We start from the raw sequence: 16,685 nt of genomic DNA, 5'->3' as shown, positions 1-16,685 counted from the left end.
CGGCACCGGCGAGACTGGAGGTCGCGCCTATGAGCAGGGAGTAGCCCAGGCCGCGGTGGCGCTCGTGGGCGCGAACGGCGTCGTACTGACGGCGCTCCTGCTGGTGAGCACGGCCCTTGGTTACACCTCCATCCTCGGCGTGGTGTACAAGGTCGTCTCGGAGTGGTTCCCCCACCACCGCGGCCTGGGCTACTCCCTGCTCATAGGCGCGACCTCCAGTCTCGCCGGTGCCGCCCTGTCACCTCTGAGTCAACTGTCCATCGACCACCTCGGGTGGAGGACGACCTACCTGCTGATCGGCGGAGCCATTCTGCTGATCGCCTTCCCGGCCCAGTACTTCCTGATGTACGAGCCCGCGTCGGCGGCGCTGGACCGTAAGAACGTCGTACCGGGGAAGGGAAGGGTCCTGCCCGCACACACGGAACTGCCCGGCCTCCCCCTGGGCCGGGCGCTCAGGACCCGGGCCTGGTGGTACATGGTGCTGGTGCTGACCGTGGCGGCGGGCGTGGCGATGAGTGTGCGTCTGAACGCCGTGTCCCTCTTCGGCGGGCGGGGCTATTCCCCTACGGAGGTGTCGCTGTCGGTGTCGGTCATGCTGGTGGCGTCCCTCGCCGGGCAGATCCTCGCGGGCGTGGTCCTCGACCGGTCGCGCACACCTCGTGCCTTCGTTCCGTTCATGGTGTGCCTGGTGCTCGGCACGGTCATGGTCTTCGCCGCCACGGGCGGCATGTGGGCCCTGTTCCTCACCATGGCCCTGCTCGGTGTCGTGACCGGCGCGGAGTCCACCACCGGGCCGTTCCTCGTCGGGTGCTACTTCGGTATGCGGGCCTTCGCCCAGATCCAGGGCATCACGCTGGGCATCGTCAGTCTGGTCGGCATCGGACTCTTCCCGGTGCTGGCGCAGGGAGCCGCGGACAGCACGGGCGGCTACACGGCGACGCTCATCGCCCTCACCGCCGGCAGTCTGATCGTCCTCGCCCTGTCGTTCTTCCTGCCGCGTTATCCGAGCCCCGCCAAGAGCCCGGACGCCGACGAGCCGGAACCCCGTCACGCCGATGACCGCACGGCCAACCTGTGACGGTCGCCTGCACAAGAGATCCCGGGAGGTCACGCGCTGCGCGTGGCCTCCCGGGTGTCGTAGTCGCTCGGTCCGGCAGCGGCTTCTCAGCCGTCAAGATGCGACCCCGGTGCTGTGTTGGCTCCTGAGACGACGACGGTGGCCCCCTCCGGGAAGTGTTCGGGGTGGGCGAGCAGCGCGGCGAGAGCGGTGGCTCCGCCGGGTTCGGCCACGATGCGCAGCCGCTGCCACAGGAGTGCGCGGGCGGCGGCGACGACCTCGTCGGCGACGGTGAGGGTCTTCATGCCGAGCGAGAGGCCGACGGCGGTGGCTATGCGGCCCGCCCGGCGGGCACCCAAGCTGTCCAGGGCGATCCCGCCGACTTCCACGTCCACTGGTTTCCCTGCCTCCAGGGCCGCCGTGAGCGAGGGCGCCGAGGACGGTTCGGCCGCGATCACGTGGTTGCGTCCGGCCAGCGCCAGGGCGACCCCTGCGTACAGGCCTCCTCCACCGCACCCGACCAGCACGGGCTGTCCCTCCGGTGTCTGCTCGGCGAGTTCCAGGCCGAGCGTGCCCTGCCCTGCCACCGTCTCCGGGGCGTCGAAGGCGTCGATGTGGAAGGCGCCCTCGTGCCGGGCATGGTCCTGACTGGCCGCGAGTGCGTCGGCGTAGAAGCCGTCGACGCGGCGCAGGCGTGCGCCGAGAGATTCGATGATGTCGGTCTTTGCCTTGGGCGAGAAGTCGGGCACGAACACGGTGGCGGGCAGGCCCGCTTCGCGCGCCGCCCAGGCCACGGCGGCCCCGTGGTTGCCTCCCGACGCGCAGCAGACGCCCGCGGTCGGAGCGCCGGATTCCGCGGCACGCAGGAGGGCGAGGGCGTTGGATGCGCCGCGGACCTTGAAGGAACCGGTGTGCTGGAGGAACTCCAGCTTCAAAGTGACGGGGACGGGCACGTCCAGTTCCCCGGCCGCAACCTGTATCACGGGGGTGCGGCGCACTACGGCGCGGATCCGTTCGGCCGCGGACGCGATGTCGTTCAGGGAGGGGACCGTGACGGGCTGTGCATTCATGGGCGGTGTCCAAGGGAGCCGGAGTGCCTCTGAGCGAGGACGCGCACATCGGTCGGATCGTCAGGCGTGGCACGCGAGGAGGTGAACGTGCTGGGCAGGGCGGCCGCGGGAGACGCGCTCAGGCTGTCGTCGGTCTGTACGGCGCGGCGGACTGTGGTGTCCACGTGGAGGCGGAAGATGTCGGGCCGCGCGTAGTGGCCGACGGGGTCGAAGTCGTAGCGGGCGCGTGGGATCAGTGCCATGTCGAGGTCCGCGGTCAGGAGGGCCTCCTGATCCAGGACGGGCCCGGCCAGCACCTCGCCCAGCGGGCCGATGATGCTGCTGCCGCCCCGGGAGACGAGGTGCTCCGGGTCGTCGCCGTACGGCGTGGGGTGGTCCGGGGGAAAGTCCCGCGTGCGCAGGCACTGGTTCGCCGCCAGCACGAAGCATCTGCCTTCCTGGGCGATGTGGCGCATGGTCGCGTGGTGACTCTCCCTGCTGTCCGCCGTCGGCGCGCAATAGAGTTCAATCCCTTGCGCATACATGGCCATCCGCGTCGCGGGCATGAGGTTCTCCCAGCAGATCACGGCCCCGAGCCGGCCGAGCTTCGTCGGGTGCACCTCCAGGGTTGAGCCGTCGCCGAACCCCCAGATCATCCGCTCGGCGCCGGTAGGCATGAGTTTGCGCCGCTTCCCGAGGAAGGCTCCGGTGTCGGAGAAGAACAGGACCGTGCAGTAGAGCGTGCCGAGTTCCCGTTCGACGACGCCGATGACCAGGTGCGTGCGGGCCTCGGCCGCCAGGTCGCCCAGGCGGTCGGTGACGGGGCCGGGCACCTCCACGGCGCCGTTCCAGTACCGGGCGAACTCCTCTCGTCCGGCAGTGGTCCGGTCGCCCACCACTCCCCCGAACGCCGACCCCTTGGGGTACCCGCCGATGAACGCCTCGGGGAACACCACGAGGTCCAGGTTCCGCTCGGCCGCCTCGGACAGCCACCGCTCCACCACAGGCAACGTGGCCACCGGATCGAACGGAACCGGGGCGGCCTGCACCACACCTGCCCGAACGACTCCCGCCCGGCCGGGACCTGTGTCCGGGCCGTTGTGAGTGCTGTTGTCACTGGTCATGCCTCTACGCTGCGCCGCTGGCACCCTGAAGCCAAGGGCGAGGTTCTTCAACATTCCTGAAGCATCACTACATTGAGACGATGAACGAACGGCAGTTGCAGATCTTGCGGGAACTCGGCGAACTGGGAAGCGTCACCGCGACCGCCGAGGCGCTGTTGATGACTCCCTCGGCGATCTCCCAACAGCTACGACTGCTGCAACGCTCGATCCCGGTTCCACTCACCGAGCGTGACGGACGGCGGTTGGTGCTCACCGATGCCGGGCAAGCCCTGGCCGGTGCGGCGATCGAGGTGGAGACCGCGCTGGCCAGGGCGCGGCACACCATCGAGGAGTTCGTCGACCAGCCGGACGCGGATGTGTCGGTCGCGGCTTTCCACAGTGCGGCCGCGTCGTTCTTCCCACTGCTGCTTGCCCAGGCCGGCCCCGGACGCCCGCAGCTCTCGCTCGCCGACCAGGACGTCGCGCAGGACCATTTCCCGCGTCTGACCCGGGACTACGACCTCGTACTCGCCCACCGTCTCGACCGAGCGCCGCCGTGGCCGGCCACGGTCACCGCCGGCACGCTGCTGCGTGAACCGCTCGACATCGCGCTGCCGACCGACCACCCACTGGCCGCCAAACCACACCTCACCCCGCGAGACGTCGCGGACCAACCCTGGATCACCGTCGACGACGGCTTCCCGCTGATGGCCACCGTCGACGCCATCGCGACCGCCGCGAACCGACGGCTCGACATCGTCCATCGCATCAACGAATTCGCGGTGGTCGCCGAAGTCGTAGCCGCCGGTGGCGGCCTGGCGCTGATGCCCCGCTGGACCACACGCCCGCACCCCGAAGTGATCCTCAGACCGCTCAGCGGCGTGCACGCCCGACGCCGTATCGACGTGCTCCACCGCCCTGAACGTGTCGCACGGCGAGCCGTACGGATGGCGCTCACTGAACTGCGCCGTGCGGCCGCGACGATCCAGAGCCGTGACGTCGGCGCGAGTTCCGACGCGCAAGAGACACTCGCTGACGAAGCCTGAGACGAAGCTTGAAGCGGGCGCCGGTGTCCGCGAATCGCTCGAGTCCCACCGACGACGGTCACCGCGGGGCGGCCGGTAGCCTCCGGCGATCGGTCGCCTTCAGCTGGCTTCGCCGAGGTCCTCATTGAGCCGTGCCGCAGCTCCGACGCTCGACGGCCGACTCGCGACAAGCCGAGCCAGGTGTGTTTCAAGGGCCTTGAGTTGCTCGGGCCCCATCTGCGCCGCCCAGCGCTCGCGCACATCGTCGAAGAGCGAGGCGCCGAGCGTCATCATGTCGTGGCCGCGGTCGGTGACCCGCAGCCGTTTGAGGCGGCCGTCGCCCGGGTCGGGCTCCCGCTCGACGTATCCGAGCTTCTCCAACGCGGTGATCGTCTTGGCGGCGCCCTGTTTGGAGACCGAGAGCCGGCGGCCGAGTTCCGAGGCCGTGTCCGCTCCCTCGTCGATGGCGCGCAGGGCGAACTCATGCGATGCGCGCACGCCCGGGTGCCCGCGGTGCTCCAGCTCTCCGTGTACGTCGTCCACCATCGACTGGAAGCCGCCAAGAAGAAGAAGCGCGAGTTCAGCGCCCGGTGAACGTGCCATGCGACGAAGCATACGAGAACGACGGTCGACAACCATGTTGTCGACCTATAGATTGACAACCATGTTGTCGATCGAATCGAGGAGAATGATGAACCCCGCTACCGGCGGCGCCACCATTCCGGGCGTCGAACACCACCGGGTCAGCCTGCACGGGACCGAACTGCACTACGTATCGGCCGGGACCGACGGCTCGCCCGTCATGCTGGTCCACGGCTTCCCCGAGACCTGGTGGGTCTTCCACAAGCTGATCCCCCTGCTCAGCAGGCACCACCGCGTATTCGTCCCCGACCTTCGCGGCTTCGGCGACTCCGCCACCGCGACCACGGCGCACGACAGCGCGACCGCCGCCCAGGACCTGAGTGAACTGATAACGCGGCTCGACGCGGGCCCCGTCCACCTCACCGGCCAGGACGTCAGCGGCCCCACCACTTTCCGCGTCGCCGCCACCCGCCCCGACCTCGTACGAAGCTATGCGGCCATCGAGACCGGGCTGCCGGGGTTCGGCCTCGAAACACTCGCGGACGTCGCCCACGGCGGCGCCTGGCACATCGGCGTACTCGCCGCCCCGGGCATCCCCGAAATGCTGTTGGCCGGACGGGAACGGGCGTTCCTCGCGCAGTACGCAATCCCGTCGCTCTGCATGACCCCCGACGCGTTCACCGACGACGACATCGACGAACTCACCCGCTCCTACAGGCGCCCCGAGGCGTTCAACGGTGCGGCCGGACTGTATCGATCGATGCTCCGCGAAGGCGAGGAGATCCGCCGACTGGCATCCCGGAAACTCACCACGCCCGTACTCGCCGTCGGCGGCAGATCGGGCGGGTTCACCCCGGCGACCATGCGCCAGGTCGCCGAGGACGTCAGCGCCCTCTCCCTCGAGGGGATCGGCCACTATGCGGCGATGGAAGCCCCCGACAGGCTCGCGGACGGCCTCCTGTCCTTCTACGAAAAACTCGACAACCTTGGAGTCGCTTCAATGGGGTCGCTGAACTGAAAGCCGCCCCAGCCACCGGGAGCGTCATCGCGCGCCGGCAGCGCACCGAACCGGTGCCGCCCCGGCGCACGATCCGTTGCGGCTAGACCCGCGACACGGGGGCTCCCGGCGCCGGCGGCCCGGCGGGGGCCGACGGCGGATTCAGGCGCAGGGGACGCAATACCTCGGTCCAGCGCAGCAGTTCGTCGAGCATCATCGTGGCCGCGGCCTCCATCGGCTCATCGGCCCGGAACCCACCCTCGCCCAGGTGCTTGAAGACGAACGGTATGGCCACGGACTCGGGAACCGGCATCATCTTGAGCGCCGTCGCGACCTGCTTGAGCACCTGCACGGAGCGCAGGCCACCCGCGACGCCCCCGTAGCTGACGAAGCCGACGGGCTTGTAGAGCCATTGCGAGTACAGGAAGGAAAGGGCGTTCAGCAGCGCGGCAGGAGGGCCGGAGTTGTATTCGGGCGTGACGAACACGAAAGCGTCGGCCTCGTCCACCGTCGCGCTCCACCTGCGTGTGTGCTCGTGGGCGTACAGGCCCGCACGCGGATGACCGGGTTCGTCGAGGAGCGGCAGGCCGATCTCGGCGAGATCGACGAGTTCGACGTCGAAGCCCCCGTGCTCCTTCGCCGCCTGGGCCGCCCACTGGCCGACGGGGAGTCCCAGCCGGCCGGGACGGGTGCTTCCGACAACAACGTGCAACTTCGGCATGGTTGAGCCTTTCTGAGTATGTCCGTGCTCGAGTACGAACGGGCCTAGGGAGCCGCCGACCGGTCAGGGCCGGCCGGTCGGCGGAGGGCCGGGAGGCACGGGCGGGGCGGACTTGGTGATGCCGCTCCAGTGCTCGACGAGCTGTCGCCCGCGCACGCGGTAGGCGTCGTACATGTAGTACGGGTAGAGCGCGCCGCTTCCGTCGGGTTCGACCTGGGGAAGCAGTGCGGCGATGACGACGATGTCGCCCTCGGCGACGATCAGCGCCGGCGGGATGAGGGGCTCGGCGGGCGGCGGGAGGGGGCCGTTCGGGAATCGGCTGCGCACGAACTCCTCCAGCCCCTCTCGGCCGGGCGGGTAGTGGGACACGTGCTGGAGGTAGTCGGCGGCGACGAACTCCTTCACCGCATCGGGGTTCTGGGCGTCGAAGACGCAGCGGTAGAAGTCCAGGACCAGGCGCTTGTTGGCCTCGACGTCCATCGACGGGGATGACGACACGGTGGTCGTTCGCGTCGGCGTACCCGGTGCGGGCGGCCGTGGTGGGGCGATCTTGTTGAGGGACGGCCACCGCTCGGTGATCCGGCCGTCGCGGATCCGGTAGGTGGTGAACGCGTACTGGTCGAAGGTGGTGCCGGGGGCGTCCGGGTCCGGTTGCGGCAGGTAGTGGCAGACGCAGACCAGGTCGTTCTCCCCGATGACGAACACCGGGTCCCGCGGCTCGGAGGCATCGGCCACACCCTGATCCGCCGTCGATCCACGGTCGAACTCATGGCGCAGGAACTCGGCGAACGCCCGCGCTCCGTCAGGGACGTCGGCACCGTGCTGAACCAGGTCCGGATCGACGTAGTCGGTGACCGCGTCGGCGTTTCTCGCGCCGAAGACATCGGCGAGGAACCGGCCGACCAGAAGTTTGTTGATGCGTGGCTGTTGCTCGAGTGATGTAGCCATACGAGCAACTAAACTGTACCGTACAGTTCAAGTCAACCTGAGCCGCGACACTTTCCCCGCGTGCAAGAGTGTCCTAGAAGTTGACTCATCTGTTCGGAAATGCAGGACACTGTCAGGTGTCCTGTGGAGAAGGGGACCCCATGACTTTTCTGGATGCCGACGTCTGGCAGGAGCGGATCTTCTCGGGCGAGTGGACCAAGGCGACCGGTGAGTCGTACGACTCCACCGAGCCGGCCACCGGCAAGACCCTGGGCCGAGTCGCCGCCGCCACGCCCTACGATCTGGAGCGCGCGGTGGAACGAGCCGTGCGGGCTCAGCGCGACTGGGCGGCACGGCCCTATGTCGAGCGGGCCCAGGTGCTGCGGCGGGCGGCACGCCTGTTCGAGGAGCACCATGCCGAGATCGCGGAATGGATCGTGCGGGAGTCCGGTGCGCTGAGGCCGTTCGCCGACTTCCAGACCGCCAACGGCGCGGCCGAGGAGTGCTACGAGGCCGCGGCGCTGGCGGCCGCTCCGTACGGAGAGGTGCTGCGGTCCATCGAGGACCGGCTGTCGTTCGCGCGGCGGCGCCCGGTGGGTGTGGTCGGGGTGATCTCCCCGTTCAACGCGCCGATGGTGCTGGCCATGCGCGCCGTCGCCCCCGCCCTGGCGCTGGGCAACGCCGTCATACTCAAGCCCGACCCGCGCACCGCCATCTGCGGCGGGGTCACCATCGCCCGCGTCTTCGAGGAGGCGGGCCTCCCCGCTGGCGTGCTGCACATGCTGCCCGGCGGCGCCGACGTCGGTGCCGCGCTGGTGGACCACCCGCGCGTGCCCGTCATCGCGTTCACCGGCTCCACCCGGGCCGGAAAGGCGATCGCCACCGCGGCGGCGCAGCGGTTGAAGCGCGTCCACCTGGAACTCGGCGGCAACTCGGCGCTGATCGTCCTCGACGACGCGGACCTGGAGAAGGCCGTCTCGGCCGGCGCGTTCGGCTCGTTCCACCACGCCGGACAGGTCTGCATGGCCTCCAGCCGCCACCTGGTGCACGCCTCGATCGCCGACGAGTACGCCGATCTACTGGCCCAGCACGCGAACGCCGCCCCGGTCGGGGACCCGGCCACCGGGCAGGTCGCGTTGGGTCCGATGATCGACGACCGGCAGCTGAAGGCGGCCCACGCCATCGTCACCGACAGTGTGGCGACCGGTGCGCGGCTCGCGGCCGGCGGCACCTACGAAGGCCTGTTCTACCGGCCGACGGTGCTGGCCGACGTCCCGCTGGAAGCCCGTGCCTACACGGAGGAGATCTTCGGTCCGGTCGCCCCGGTCGTGCCCTTCCAGGATCTCGACGAAGCCGTCCGGCTGGCCACCGACACCGAGTACGGGCTCTCGCTGGGCATCCTGACCCGGGACGTCGCCAAGGGCCTGGCGCTGGCCGACCGCATCCCCACCGGGCTCGTCCACATCAACGACCAGACCGTGAACGACGAGGCGACCGTCCCGTTCGGCGGCGTCGGCGAGTCCGGCAACGGCTCCCGGCACGGAGGGAGCGTCGCCAACCTCGAGGCCTTCACCGAACAGCAGTGGGTCACCGTCCGCGGCGAGATCCCCGACTACCCCTTCTGACTCCCGCTCCGGCACCCCACCCCCGTTCCACCCGCACTTGGAGCATCCCGATGACACCTCCTTCGTGGCCGGGCCCGTCCCTGCCCGATCCCATGACCATCGCCCCGCGCGCCACCGCACACCCGCCGACCCCACGACTCGCCCAGGACGCGGCCGGCTGGGCGCCGGGCAACAAGTTCCTGGAAGGCCCGTTCACTCCCTGGACGGAGGAGAGCGGCGCGTACGACCTGGACGTGGACGGCGAGATCCCGGGCGACCTCGCCGGGGCCCTGTTCCGTATCTCCGCCAACCCCCGCTTCACGCCGCGCGATCCCGACCGCTACCACTGGTGGGAGGGCGACGGCATGGTCTGCGGGATCTACCTGCGCGAGGGGCGCGCCGCCTACCGCACCCGCTGGGTCATGACCGACTCCATGAAGTTCGAGGTCGAGCAGGGCGAGGCGGTCTACAGCGGCTTCGCCAACGGCGGGAGCACGGCGCCCCTCCGCCAGGGCGCGCCACCCGCGAAGAACGTCGCCAACACCAACGTCGGCATCTTCGACGACCACCTGCTGGTCTACTTCGAAGGCGGCCTGCCGTACTCGATGCACCCCGAGACCCTGGAGACGTACGGCACTCACGACTTCCACGGCGGCATCGACGTCCTGTGCACCGCCCACTACAAGATCGACCCCGACAGCGGCGACATGCTCTTCTTCGCCGCCATCGGACCGACCATCACCTGGTACCGGGCGGACGTGAAGACCGGGCACGTCGTCGACAGCCACAGCTTCGACATCAAGGTGCCGGTGCTGATGCACGACTTCGCCGTCAGCGACAACTACGCGATCTTCTTCGTCACGCCGGCCCAGTTCCGCCTCGACCACATCATGCGGGGCGAGCCGGGCGTGGTCTGGGACGAGGCGTCGCTGCCGCACGGCGTGCAGATCGTACTCATGAACCGGCGGACACACGCCGTCAGTTGGCACGAGGTGGGCGGCCAGTGGGCCAACACCCACTTCTACAACGCCTACGAGGAGAACGGCCAGGTCGTCGTCGACGGGCACCGCATCACCCGCCTGGGCACGCCGGCCGACCGGCTGGAGACTCCGGTGACGTCCCACTCCTGGTTCCCGCCCTCGCTCCCCCACCGCTGGCGCGTGGACCTGGCGACCGGCCGGGCGACGGAGGAGATGGTCGGCGGCGTCGCCGGAGAGTTCCCGAGGATCAACGACGCCTACACCGGCCGCCCCCACCGCTACGGATACTTCGTCACCACCCGCTACCTGGCCGACGACACCATGAGCGACGGTCTCGCCAAGCACGACCACCTGCGCGACAGCACCACGGTCGTCGAAGGACCCGACCACCTCACCAACCCCGGCGAGCCGGTGTTCGTCGCCCGGGAGAACGCCACCGCCGAGGACGACGGCTACCTGCTCACCCTGTGGTGGGACCGCGAGACCGGCCTGAGCGAACTCCTCATCCACGATGCCGCCGACCTGCGACGCACCCCCCTGGCCCGGGTGAAGCTGCCCAGCCGCGTGCCCTTCGGCTTCCACGGCAACTGGGCCGACCAGACCACGCTCGATCAGGCCGTGGCCGCCCGCGGCGCCGCGAACTGACCTGCCCACCGCACTGCGCGTTCCACGTTCTGAAAGGAGAGGTCCATGGCTATCACCGGCCTGGGACACACCGGTTTCTGGGTGGACGACCTGGAGACGATGCGTGACTTCTACACCCGCGTCATGGGACTGACCGTGACCGACGAGGACACGGAACTCGGCATCGTGTTCTTCTCCTCGCGGCCCGACGAGGAGCACCACGAGTTCGTGCTCCAGCGGGGCCGGACCGCACCGCCGGGGTCCAAGCTGACCCACCAGGTGTCGTGGCGGGTCGACTCGCTGGAGACGATCATCGACTTCCACCATCGGTTCCGTGCCGAAGGCATCGACGTACAGCAGGAGGTCACGCACGGAAACGCCATCGGCATCTACTTCTTCGATCCCGAGGGCAACCGCAACGAGGTGTATCTGCGGATCGACCGCGACGTGCGTCAGCCGTTCCGCAAGACGATCGACCTCGACCAGGATCCCGCGGCCGTGCTCGCCGAAGCCGAGCGCCTTCTCGCCGACGGTGGCGCCGCCTACCAGCCGGTTCAATGACAGTGGCGTCCTCGGGACGCCGCGGGCTCCGGGATCCCGGTGCGCGGCCGCAGGTCCTCGTCGTCGGGGCCGGTCCCACCGGACTCACCGCGGCGCACCTTCTCGGTTCGGCCGGTGTCCGCGTTCTGCTCGTCGAGCGGAACGCGGACGTCGGCGACGACGCCATGGCGGCCGGCCTCGACGCCGGGTGCCTGCGCATGTTGCGGCGCGCCGGCGTGGACGAGGCGATCCACCTGGAACGCGCGCTCCTCGCCGAACTGGTGCGACTTCCCACCGTGGAGACCCGTTTCGGCACCCGCCTGTTCTCCCTGCGGCAGTACACCGACCATGTCCGCGCCTGGCTCGGACCGACCCTCGGCGGGGAAGCCGCGACAGCCCTCGACGTGCCGTACGTCCTGGGCTGCGACGGTATCCGGAGCACGGTGCGTGAGCTTCTGGGCATCCCCATGCAGGGCCACGGCTTTCCCGATGTCCGGCTGGTGGTCGACACGCTCGACGACCCCGGCGACCAGCTCTACGCCATGCGTCACGAAGACCCGCGCCACCCCGCCGTCGTGGTACCGGGCAGCGGCGGCCGGTGCCGGTACGAGTTCCGGCTGCCGCACGGAGAATGCGCTCCCGGGACGTCTCCGCCCTTCGCGCTGGTGCGTGAACTGCTGCGCCCCTACCGCGAGATCACGGTCGCCCAAGTCGATCGTGTCGTGGCGTCCACTTCGTACGCACTGCTCGCAGAGCGGCTGCGTGAAGGACGCTGCTTCCTGCTCGGCGACGCCGCGCACCTGACGCCGTCCTTCGCCGGCCAGGGACTCGGCTCCGGCCTGCGGGACGCTGCCAACCTGTACTGGAAGCTGGCCGAGGTGCTGGCCGGGCGTGGCGGAGACCCGCTGCTGGACACCTACGACGCGGAACGCAGGCCGTACCTACGGGCTGCGGTCGAGCGCTCGGTCCGGCTCGGGGGCATCGTGACGACCACCGGCACGGCACGCGCCCGCTTGCGCGACCTGTGCGTGCGTACGGCCTTACGAACCTCTTGGGGGCGACGCTGCTTCGGGAACGCGCACCACCACCCGGACGCACCTGTCCGGACCGGCGCTTTCGTCCCGTCACAGCGCGATCGCAGCGATCCACTGGTGGGTGCAGAACTCCCCTGGGCTCAGGTTCTGCACGGCACCGCACGCCGGATCGCTCGGCTCGACGATGTCCTCGGTCCCGGCTGGAGCCTGCTCGGAGTAGGTGTCTCGGAGGACGACTGGGCAACCGTCGAGAAAGCGGGGCTGCCGGCGGATCACCGCGCGGACGTGATCGTCGACGGCCGTGCGCCGAGGGACCACTCCCGGCGCATCGGAATCGCAGCCGCGGACGGCCGCGCCGACGCCCTGTTCGCCGGGTTCACCGAACACTTCGTCCTGGTCCGGCCGGACCGGCTGGTGGCCGCGGTCTTCGACGCCGCCGACGCCGAACGCGTTGCGCTCCACCTGGAACGCTTCGCCGCTCCAGCCCTCCCCCATCTCGTTGAAAAGCCTGCGACTTCGACAGCGGCACAGACCCTCGCCGCCGCTGCATCCCCTCCCTCAGGAGAACTGTCATGAAACTGAGTACGGTCCGTCAGCCCTCTCCCGATTCCGACGTGCTGCTTACTGCTGCTGCCCGCCATGACGGCGACGAACTGGTCCTGCTGCCGTACCAGGACGTCGGAGCCCTGCTGGCGAGCGGAGAGGACTGGCACCACCGCGCCGCAGCGGCCGACGGCAAGCGGATGCCGCTGGAGGGGGCGTCCTTCGCTCCCGTCGTCCCGCATCCCAACAAGATCGTGTGCCTGGGCCTGAACTACGCCACGCACATCAAGGAGATGGGCCGCCCCACCCCGACGCACCCCACACTCTTCGCCAAGTACGACGGGTCGTTGGTCGGTGCCCATGACGATGTCCACATGCCGTCCGTCAGCGACGACCTCGACTGGGAGGCGGAGCTCGGTGTCGTGATCGGACGGCGAGCCAGGCGCGTCACCCGGGACGATGCGCTCGCCCACGTGGGCGGCTACACCGTCGTCAACGACGTGACCGTACGGGATTGGCAGCATCGCACCCGGGAGTTCCTCTCCGGGAAGACGTTCGAGGCGACGACCCCGGTCGGTCCTGCGCTCGTGACTCCGGACGAACTCCCCCCGGGCGCATCGGGATTGACTGTCGGCTGCAGTGTGGACGGACACACCATGCAGAAGTCCAACACGTCCGACCTGCTCTTCGACGTCGCCGCGATCATCGCCTACATCAGCACCATCATCACGCTCGTGCCCGGCGACCTGATAGCCACCGGCACACCGGGCGGAGTGGGAGCAGGACGCGACCCCAAGGTCTTCCTGCGCCCCGGGCAGCAGCTGGTCACGTTCGTCGAGGGCGTGGGCGAGCTGCGCAACACCGTCGTCAAGGACCGGTTGTGACCTGAGGCGGGCGGGAGACACCTGCACGGTAGGGTGTCCCCTATGTCAGGATCAGCGTCCCCCAGTTATCGCGAGCGCAACTCCACGGCCGACCGTGCCCTGGACATCCTGATGATGTTCGACGACACCCACCTCGTCATCTCCGGCAGCGCCGTCGCCGAGCGCCTGGGGGTCGCCCGTTCGACCGCCTACCGATACCTCCAGTCCCTGGTGAGCAGCAGGTTCCTCGAGGAGGCGCCGGGTGGCGGCTTCCGGCTCGGCCTGCGTGTCCTGGAGATCGGCCGGCTGGCACGGCGCAGCTACGGACTCTCCGACATCGCCGGACCGGCGATGACCGAACTGTCCGAGAACGTGTCCGAGACGGTGCTGTTGACCCGTCGTTCCGGGGAGCTGGTCGTCTGCGTCGACCGTGCGGAGGTCGCCACACGGGCAGTACGCATCTCCTACGAGCGTGGCAGCACGCTCCCGCTCAACGCCGGCGCCTCCGCGCTCGTCCTGCTGGCATGGATCCCGCAGGACGAGGCGCGCGGGCTGCTGGAGGCAGCCGAGTTGAGGCGATTCACACCGGCCACGCTGACCGACGTGGACACCCTCATGGACCGGCTCGGGCACATCCGCCGCGCCGGGTATTCCGTCACCCGCGGTGAGTTCGACCCCGATGTGACCGGCGTGGCGGCACCGATCCGCGACGCCGAGCAGAGGGTGGTCGCCGCCGTGAGCGTCGCCGCGCTCGCCTCCAGGGTGTTTCCCGAAGCGGAGGCGGAACTGGCTCAGAAGGTGCTGGCCACAGCCCGGAGAATCACTGACCGCCTGACCGTCGTCGGCGGGTGAGAGCGATACTCCGACGCTCTCACCCGCCGCTCGGGCGAGGCGATGGACGTGCCCTTCAGGAAACAGGCTGCATGGGCGCTGTCTTCGATTGCCCGGCACTGCGACGGCGTCCCGCCACGCTGGAAGCCCATCCCAGGAAGAAAGTGCCGGGAACCGCGATGAGGGCCGGGCCGATCTGGTCGAGCCGCGTGAAGTCGACACCGGGGAAGAGCGCTGCGGGGATTCCGGAAAATGACGGCGACATCAGGTAAAGGAACACCGTGAGGCCTGTCCCTCCGTACAGCGTCCACAGCAGCCCAGTGCGGTTGTAACCCTTCCAGAAGAAGCTGTACAGAAGAGCCGGCGCCACGGCGGATGCGGCTGTCGCGGCACTGACGGCGCCCAGAAATACCGCGGAGTGACCCTGCCACATCACGGCGATCACGATTCCGGCGGTACCGAAGACGAAGACGCTGGCGCGAGCCGTCAGTATTTCTTTCCCGGAATGCCCCTCGTCGTCTTTTCCGACATTGCCGTAGATGTCCTTGGCGATCGCACCGGCCGCGGCGACCGTACTCCCACCGACGACGGCGAGCACACTGAGGAAAACCGCGCAGGCGACCGCGGTGAACAGCGTGCGCCCACCGTCCAAGTTGTGCGCCAGGAGCATCAGGGCGCCGTCGCCCTCTCCGTTCCCGGACGAGATCTTTCCCGTACCCACCAGGGCGGAGGCTCCCATGCCGACAACGACGACGGCCGAGGACAACAGGGCAATGAGGAACGTCGCGTACTTGACTGAGCGTCGCGCGGCAGCAGGATCTTTCGCACCGTGAATTCTGACTATGACGTGCGGCATACACGCGCTCCCCAGGACGAGGATGAATCGCTCCCCGATCCAATTGAGATGCGCCGCCGTTCCCGTCCCGTTCATCGTGCCCGAGCTGAAATAGCTACCGGGCTTGGCGCTGCCGGAGTCCGCTTGCGCAAGGAGAGACCCCAGGTTCCCGTGGAACTTGGCGACCACCGCGAGAGCGGTCACTGCCATGGCCAGCAGAACCACGACTGCGGCTAGGACCTGCACGGCCGTGAGTCCTTTGATACCGCTCAGCATCACACAGGTCACCATCAAACCACCGATGACCACAATGCAGACCTGCTGCGCTCCCGTACCCGAGAACCCGAGCAGATCCGCGGTCACGCTGCCCGCGGCGATGAGCTGCACGACCAGAAAAGGGCCGGCGATGGCCAGGGTGGTCACGGCGGCAGCGATGCGCGGCGCGGCGCCCGGGGCCTGCGCCGAGAAAATGTCTCCGAGAGTCTGGGCGTTACGCAGTCGGATGGGCCTGGCCAGCACGATGAGCAGCCCGAAGGACAGCAGGACGTTCGTGACGTCCATCATTCCGTCAAACCCGAACGTTGCCACCGTCGCGGTGCTGTTCAGCAGCAATGGCGCCGACACGAAACTGCCCGCTATCGCCAGACCGCCCACCAGCGGCGAGCCTTTGCCGTCTCCGACATAGAACTCCTTCGGAGTATCCGATTCAAGGCCGGAGAAGACCGAGAGGAAAAGGACGATCGCGATGAACAACAGAAAGACGACGATGATCGGGGAATTTTCCCGAAGGTCTGCCGCCAGCATGAGATCCGGACTGTTCACCATGTCGTCTCCTCGCGTCTACTTCTTCTGTCCAGGCGATGCAGGGTAGCCAGGAGGGTCGCCATCTGAGTCAGACACAGGAGGATCCCCAAGGACATGCCCGATGTGCCGAAAATACGAATACCTGGGAGATTCGCCGACGTACCAAAAATGATCTGGATCGCGAGGAGTGCGATGTTGGGAACTAGGTATCTGGTCTCCAGATGCCACTTCTTGCGAGGAACACTGTGCCCGCCGGATGAATGTTTCGGTCCTGAATTTTCCTGCGACGGCTGCAGGTAGAAGCCTTCTTGCATGGGACATCTCCACGCGGAGGTATGGCGAGCACGGCCGGCGCCGGACGCCCAGGGAGCGGCGTTGCGCCCACAGTGTCCGCTCAGACTGCTGGTGCGAGCGATGACGATACCCCCAAAACCCGAGCATGTCCTCCTTGTCGAAACTACTGTTTTACTGAGCGAGACAATGGACAATCCTGGGGGCCGACACCGTGCCCCTTGATGTGCGGGGCACAGGTGCGGTTCGTTGGCGGGCCTCGCGGCCACCGATAC

Annotated in this window: 15 protein-coding genes; 9 read left to right on the top strand and 6 right to left on the bottom strand. The window is 68.6% G+C overall.

Features of this window, described 5'->3' with window-relative positions:
- The coding region (locus JHN63_RS13810; RefSeq protein WP_200680079.1) for an MFS transporter at window positions 1-1,078 on the top strand (1,078 nt) is incomplete at its 5' end.
- Window positions 1,079-1,164: 86 nt separating this feature from the next.
- Here the strand turns inward: JHN63_RS13810 and JHN63_RS13805 are convergent.
- Both JHN63_RS13805 and JHN63_RS13800 read right to left on the bottom strand, forming a co-directional pair.
- On the bottom strand, window positions 1,165-2,127 hold the full coding sequence (locus JHN63_RS13805; protein WP_200680078.1) for a serine/threonine dehydratase: 963 nt from the start codon (window positions 2,125-2,127) through the stop codon (window positions 1,165-1,167).
- The gene (locus tag JHN63_RS13800) at window positions 2,124-3,230 is read right to left on the bottom strand and encodes a carbon-nitrogen hydrolase family protein (protein WP_234476550.1); all 1,107 of its coding nucleotides are present in this window, start codon (window positions 3,228-3,230) and stop codon (window positions 2,124-2,126) included. Before JHN63_RS13800 ends, JHN63_RS13805 begins: the two co-directional genes overlap by 4 nt.
- 80 nt (window positions 3,231-3,310) lie before the next feature.
- On the opposite strand from JHN63_RS13800, the gene JHN63_RS13795 reads away from it, so the two are divergent.
- Window positions 3,311-4,255, top strand: a complete 945-nt coding sequence (locus JHN63_RS13795) for a LysR family transcriptional regulator (protein WP_200680077.1) — start codon at window positions 3,311-3,313, stop codon at window positions 4,253-4,255.
- Between the two features lie 99 nt (window positions 4,256-4,354).
- On the opposite strand, the gene JHN63_RS13790 is transcribed toward JHN63_RS13795, so the two are convergent.
- Window positions 4,355-4,837 (bottom strand): MarR family winged helix-turn-helix transcriptional regulator, encoded by a 483-nt coding sequence (locus JHN63_RS13790; protein WP_234476549.1) that lies wholly within the window; start codon window positions 4,835-4,837, stop codon window positions 4,355-4,357.
- Between the two features lie 61 nt (window positions 4,838-4,898).
- On the opposite strand from JHN63_RS13790, the gene JHN63_RS13785 reads away from it, so the two are divergent.
- Window positions 4,899-5,834, top strand: a complete 936-nt coding sequence (locus JHN63_RS13785; protein ID WP_234476548.1) for an alpha/beta fold hydrolase — start codon at window positions 4,899-4,901, stop codon at window positions 5,832-5,834.
- An 82-nt stretch (window positions 5,835-5,916) separates the two neighbouring features.
- On the opposite strand, the gene JHN63_RS13780 is transcribed toward JHN63_RS13785, so the two are convergent.
- Both JHN63_RS13780 and JHN63_RS13775 read right to left on the bottom strand, forming a co-directional pair.
- Window positions 5,917-6,534: an NADPH-dependent FMN reductase gene (locus JHN63_RS13780; protein ID WP_200680076.1), complete on the bottom strand. Its 618-nt coding sequence runs from the start codon at window positions 6,532-6,534 to the stop codon at window positions 5,917-5,919.
- A 63-nt stretch (window positions 6,535-6,597) separates the two neighbouring features.
- Window positions 6,598-7,482: a nuclear transport factor 2 family protein gene (locus tag JHN63_RS13775; RefSeq protein ID WP_200680075.1), complete on the bottom strand. Its 885-nt coding sequence runs from the start codon at window positions 7,480-7,482 to the stop codon at window positions 6,598-6,600.
- Between the two features lie 140 nt (window positions 7,483-7,622).
- Here JHN63_RS13775 and JHN63_RS13770 point away from each other — a divergent pair, with 140 nt between their 5' ends.
- The 6 genes from JHN63_RS13770 to JHN63_RS13745 are packed head-to-tail and all read left to right on the top strand — an operon-like array spanning window position 7,623 to window position 14,501.
- Window positions 7,623-9,086 carry a benzaldehyde dehydrogenase gene (locus tag JHN63_RS13770; RefSeq protein ID WP_200680074.1) on the top strand — a complete coding sequence of 488 codons (1,464 nt, stop codon included), beginning with the start codon at window positions 7,623-7,625 and terminating at the stop codon, window positions 9,084-9,086.
- 50 nt (window positions 9,087-9,136) lie between these two features.
- Window positions 9,137-10,690: a carotenoid oxygenase family protein gene (locus tag JHN63_RS13765; RefSeq protein WP_234476547.1), complete on the top strand. Its 1,554-nt coding sequence runs from the start codon at window positions 9,137-9,139 to the stop codon at window positions 10,688-10,690.
- Between the two features lie 45 nt (window positions 10,691-10,735).
- A complete protein-coding gene (locus tag JHN63_RS13760) occupies window positions 10,736-11,230 on the top strand; it encodes a VOC family protein (RefSeq protein WP_200680073.1) in 495 nt (164 codons plus the stop codon).
- Window positions 11,227-12,819, top strand: coding sequence for an FAD-dependent monooxygenase (locus JHN63_RS13755; RefSeq protein WP_200680072.1), 1,593 nt, complete (start codon window positions 11,227-11,229; stop codon window positions 12,817-12,819). Before JHN63_RS13760 ends, JHN63_RS13755 begins: the two co-directional genes overlap by 4 nt.
- Complete coding sequence (locus JHN63_RS13750; protein WP_200680071.1) at window positions 12,816-13,670, top strand: fumarylacetoacetate hydrolase family protein; 855 nt, start codon at window positions 12,816-12,818, stop codon at window positions 13,668-13,670. The genes JHN63_RS13755 and JHN63_RS13750 overlap by 4 nt, the downstream gene beginning before the upstream one ends.
- Window positions 13,671-13,712: 42 nt before the next feature.
- The gene (locus tag JHN63_RS13745) at window positions 13,713-14,501 is read left to right on the top strand and encodes an IclR family transcriptional regulator (RefSeq protein ID WP_200680070.1); all 789 of its coding nucleotides are present in this window, start codon (window positions 13,713-13,715) and stop codon (window positions 14,499-14,501) included.
- 55 nt (window positions 14,502-14,556) lie between these two features.
- Here JHN63_RS13745 and JHN63_RS13740 read toward each other — a convergent pair whose 3' ends face one another.
- The gene (locus JHN63_RS13740; RefSeq protein WP_200680069.1) at window positions 14,557-16,140 is read right to left on the bottom strand and encodes a hypothetical protein; all 1,584 of its coding nucleotides are present in this window, start codon (window positions 16,138-16,140) and stop codon (window positions 14,557-14,559) included.
- Between the last annotated feature and the right edge of the window lie 545 nt (window positions 16,141-16,685).

This window comes from Streptomyces sp. MBT65 (assembly GCF_016612545.1).
Taxonomy (GTDB): Bacteria; Actinomycetota; Actinomycetes; order Streptomycetales; family Streptomycetaceae; genus Streptomyces.
Note: the sequence above shows the minus strand (reverse complement) of the source record. Positions and strands in the feature narration are given on the sequence as shown.

Bases quoted from the DNA above. Each gene is read 5' to 3' on its own strand.
- JHN63_RS13780 (WP_200680076.1), bottom strand. From the start codon at position 6,534: ATGCCGAAGTTGCACGTTGTTGTCGGAAGCACCCGTCCCGGCCGGCTG.
- JHN63_RS13770 (WP_200680074.1), top strand. From the start codon at position 7,623: ATGACTTTTCTGGATGCCGACGTCTGGCAGGAGCGGATCTTCTCGGGC.
- JHN63_RS13790 (WP_234476549.1), bottom strand. From the start codon at position 4,837: ATGGCACGTTCACCGGGCGCTGAACTCGCGCTTCTTCTTCTTGGCGGC.
- JHN63_RS13795 (WP_200680077.1), top strand. From the start codon at position 3,311: ATGAACGAACGGCAGTTGCAGATCTTGCGGGAACTCGGCGAACTGGGA.
- JHN63_RS13785 (WP_234476548.1), top strand. From the start codon at position 4,899: ATGTTGTCGATCGAATCGAGGAGAATGATGAACCCCGCTACCGGCGGC.
- JHN63_RS13755 (WP_200680072.1), top strand. From the start codon at position 11,227: ATGACAGTGGCGTCCTCGGGACGCCGCGGGCTCCGGGATCCCGGTGCG.
- JHN63_RS13765 (WP_234476547.1), top strand. From the start codon at position 9,137: ATGACACCTCCTTCGTGGCCGGGCCCGTCCCTGCCCGATCCCATGACC.
- JHN63_RS13775 (WP_200680075.1), bottom strand. From the start codon at position 7,482: ATGGCTACATCACTCGAGCAACAGCCACGCATCAACAAACTTCTGGTC.
- JHN63_RS13745 (WP_200680070.1), top strand. From the start codon at position 13,713: ATGTCAGGATCAGCGTCCCCCAGTTATCGCGAGCGCAACTCCACGGCC.
- JHN63_RS13740 (WP_200680069.1), bottom strand. From the start codon at position 16,140: ATGGTGAACAGTCCGGATCTCATGCTGGCGGCAGACCTTCGGGAAAAT.
- JHN63_RS13800 (WP_234476550.1), bottom strand. From the start codon at position 3,230: ATGACCAGTGACAACAGCACTCACAACGGCCCGGACACAGGTCCCGGC.
- JHN63_RS13750 (WP_200680071.1), top strand. From the start codon at position 12,816: ATGAAACTGAGTACGGTCCGTCAGCCCTCTCCCGATTCCGACGTGCTG.
- JHN63_RS13760 (WP_200680073.1), top strand. From the start codon at position 10,736: ATGGCTATCACCGGCCTGGGACACACCGGTTTCTGGGTGGACGACCTG.
- JHN63_RS13805 (WP_200680078.1), bottom strand. From the start codon at position 2,127: ATGAATGCACAGCCCGTCACGGTCCCCTCCCTGAACGACATCGCGTCC.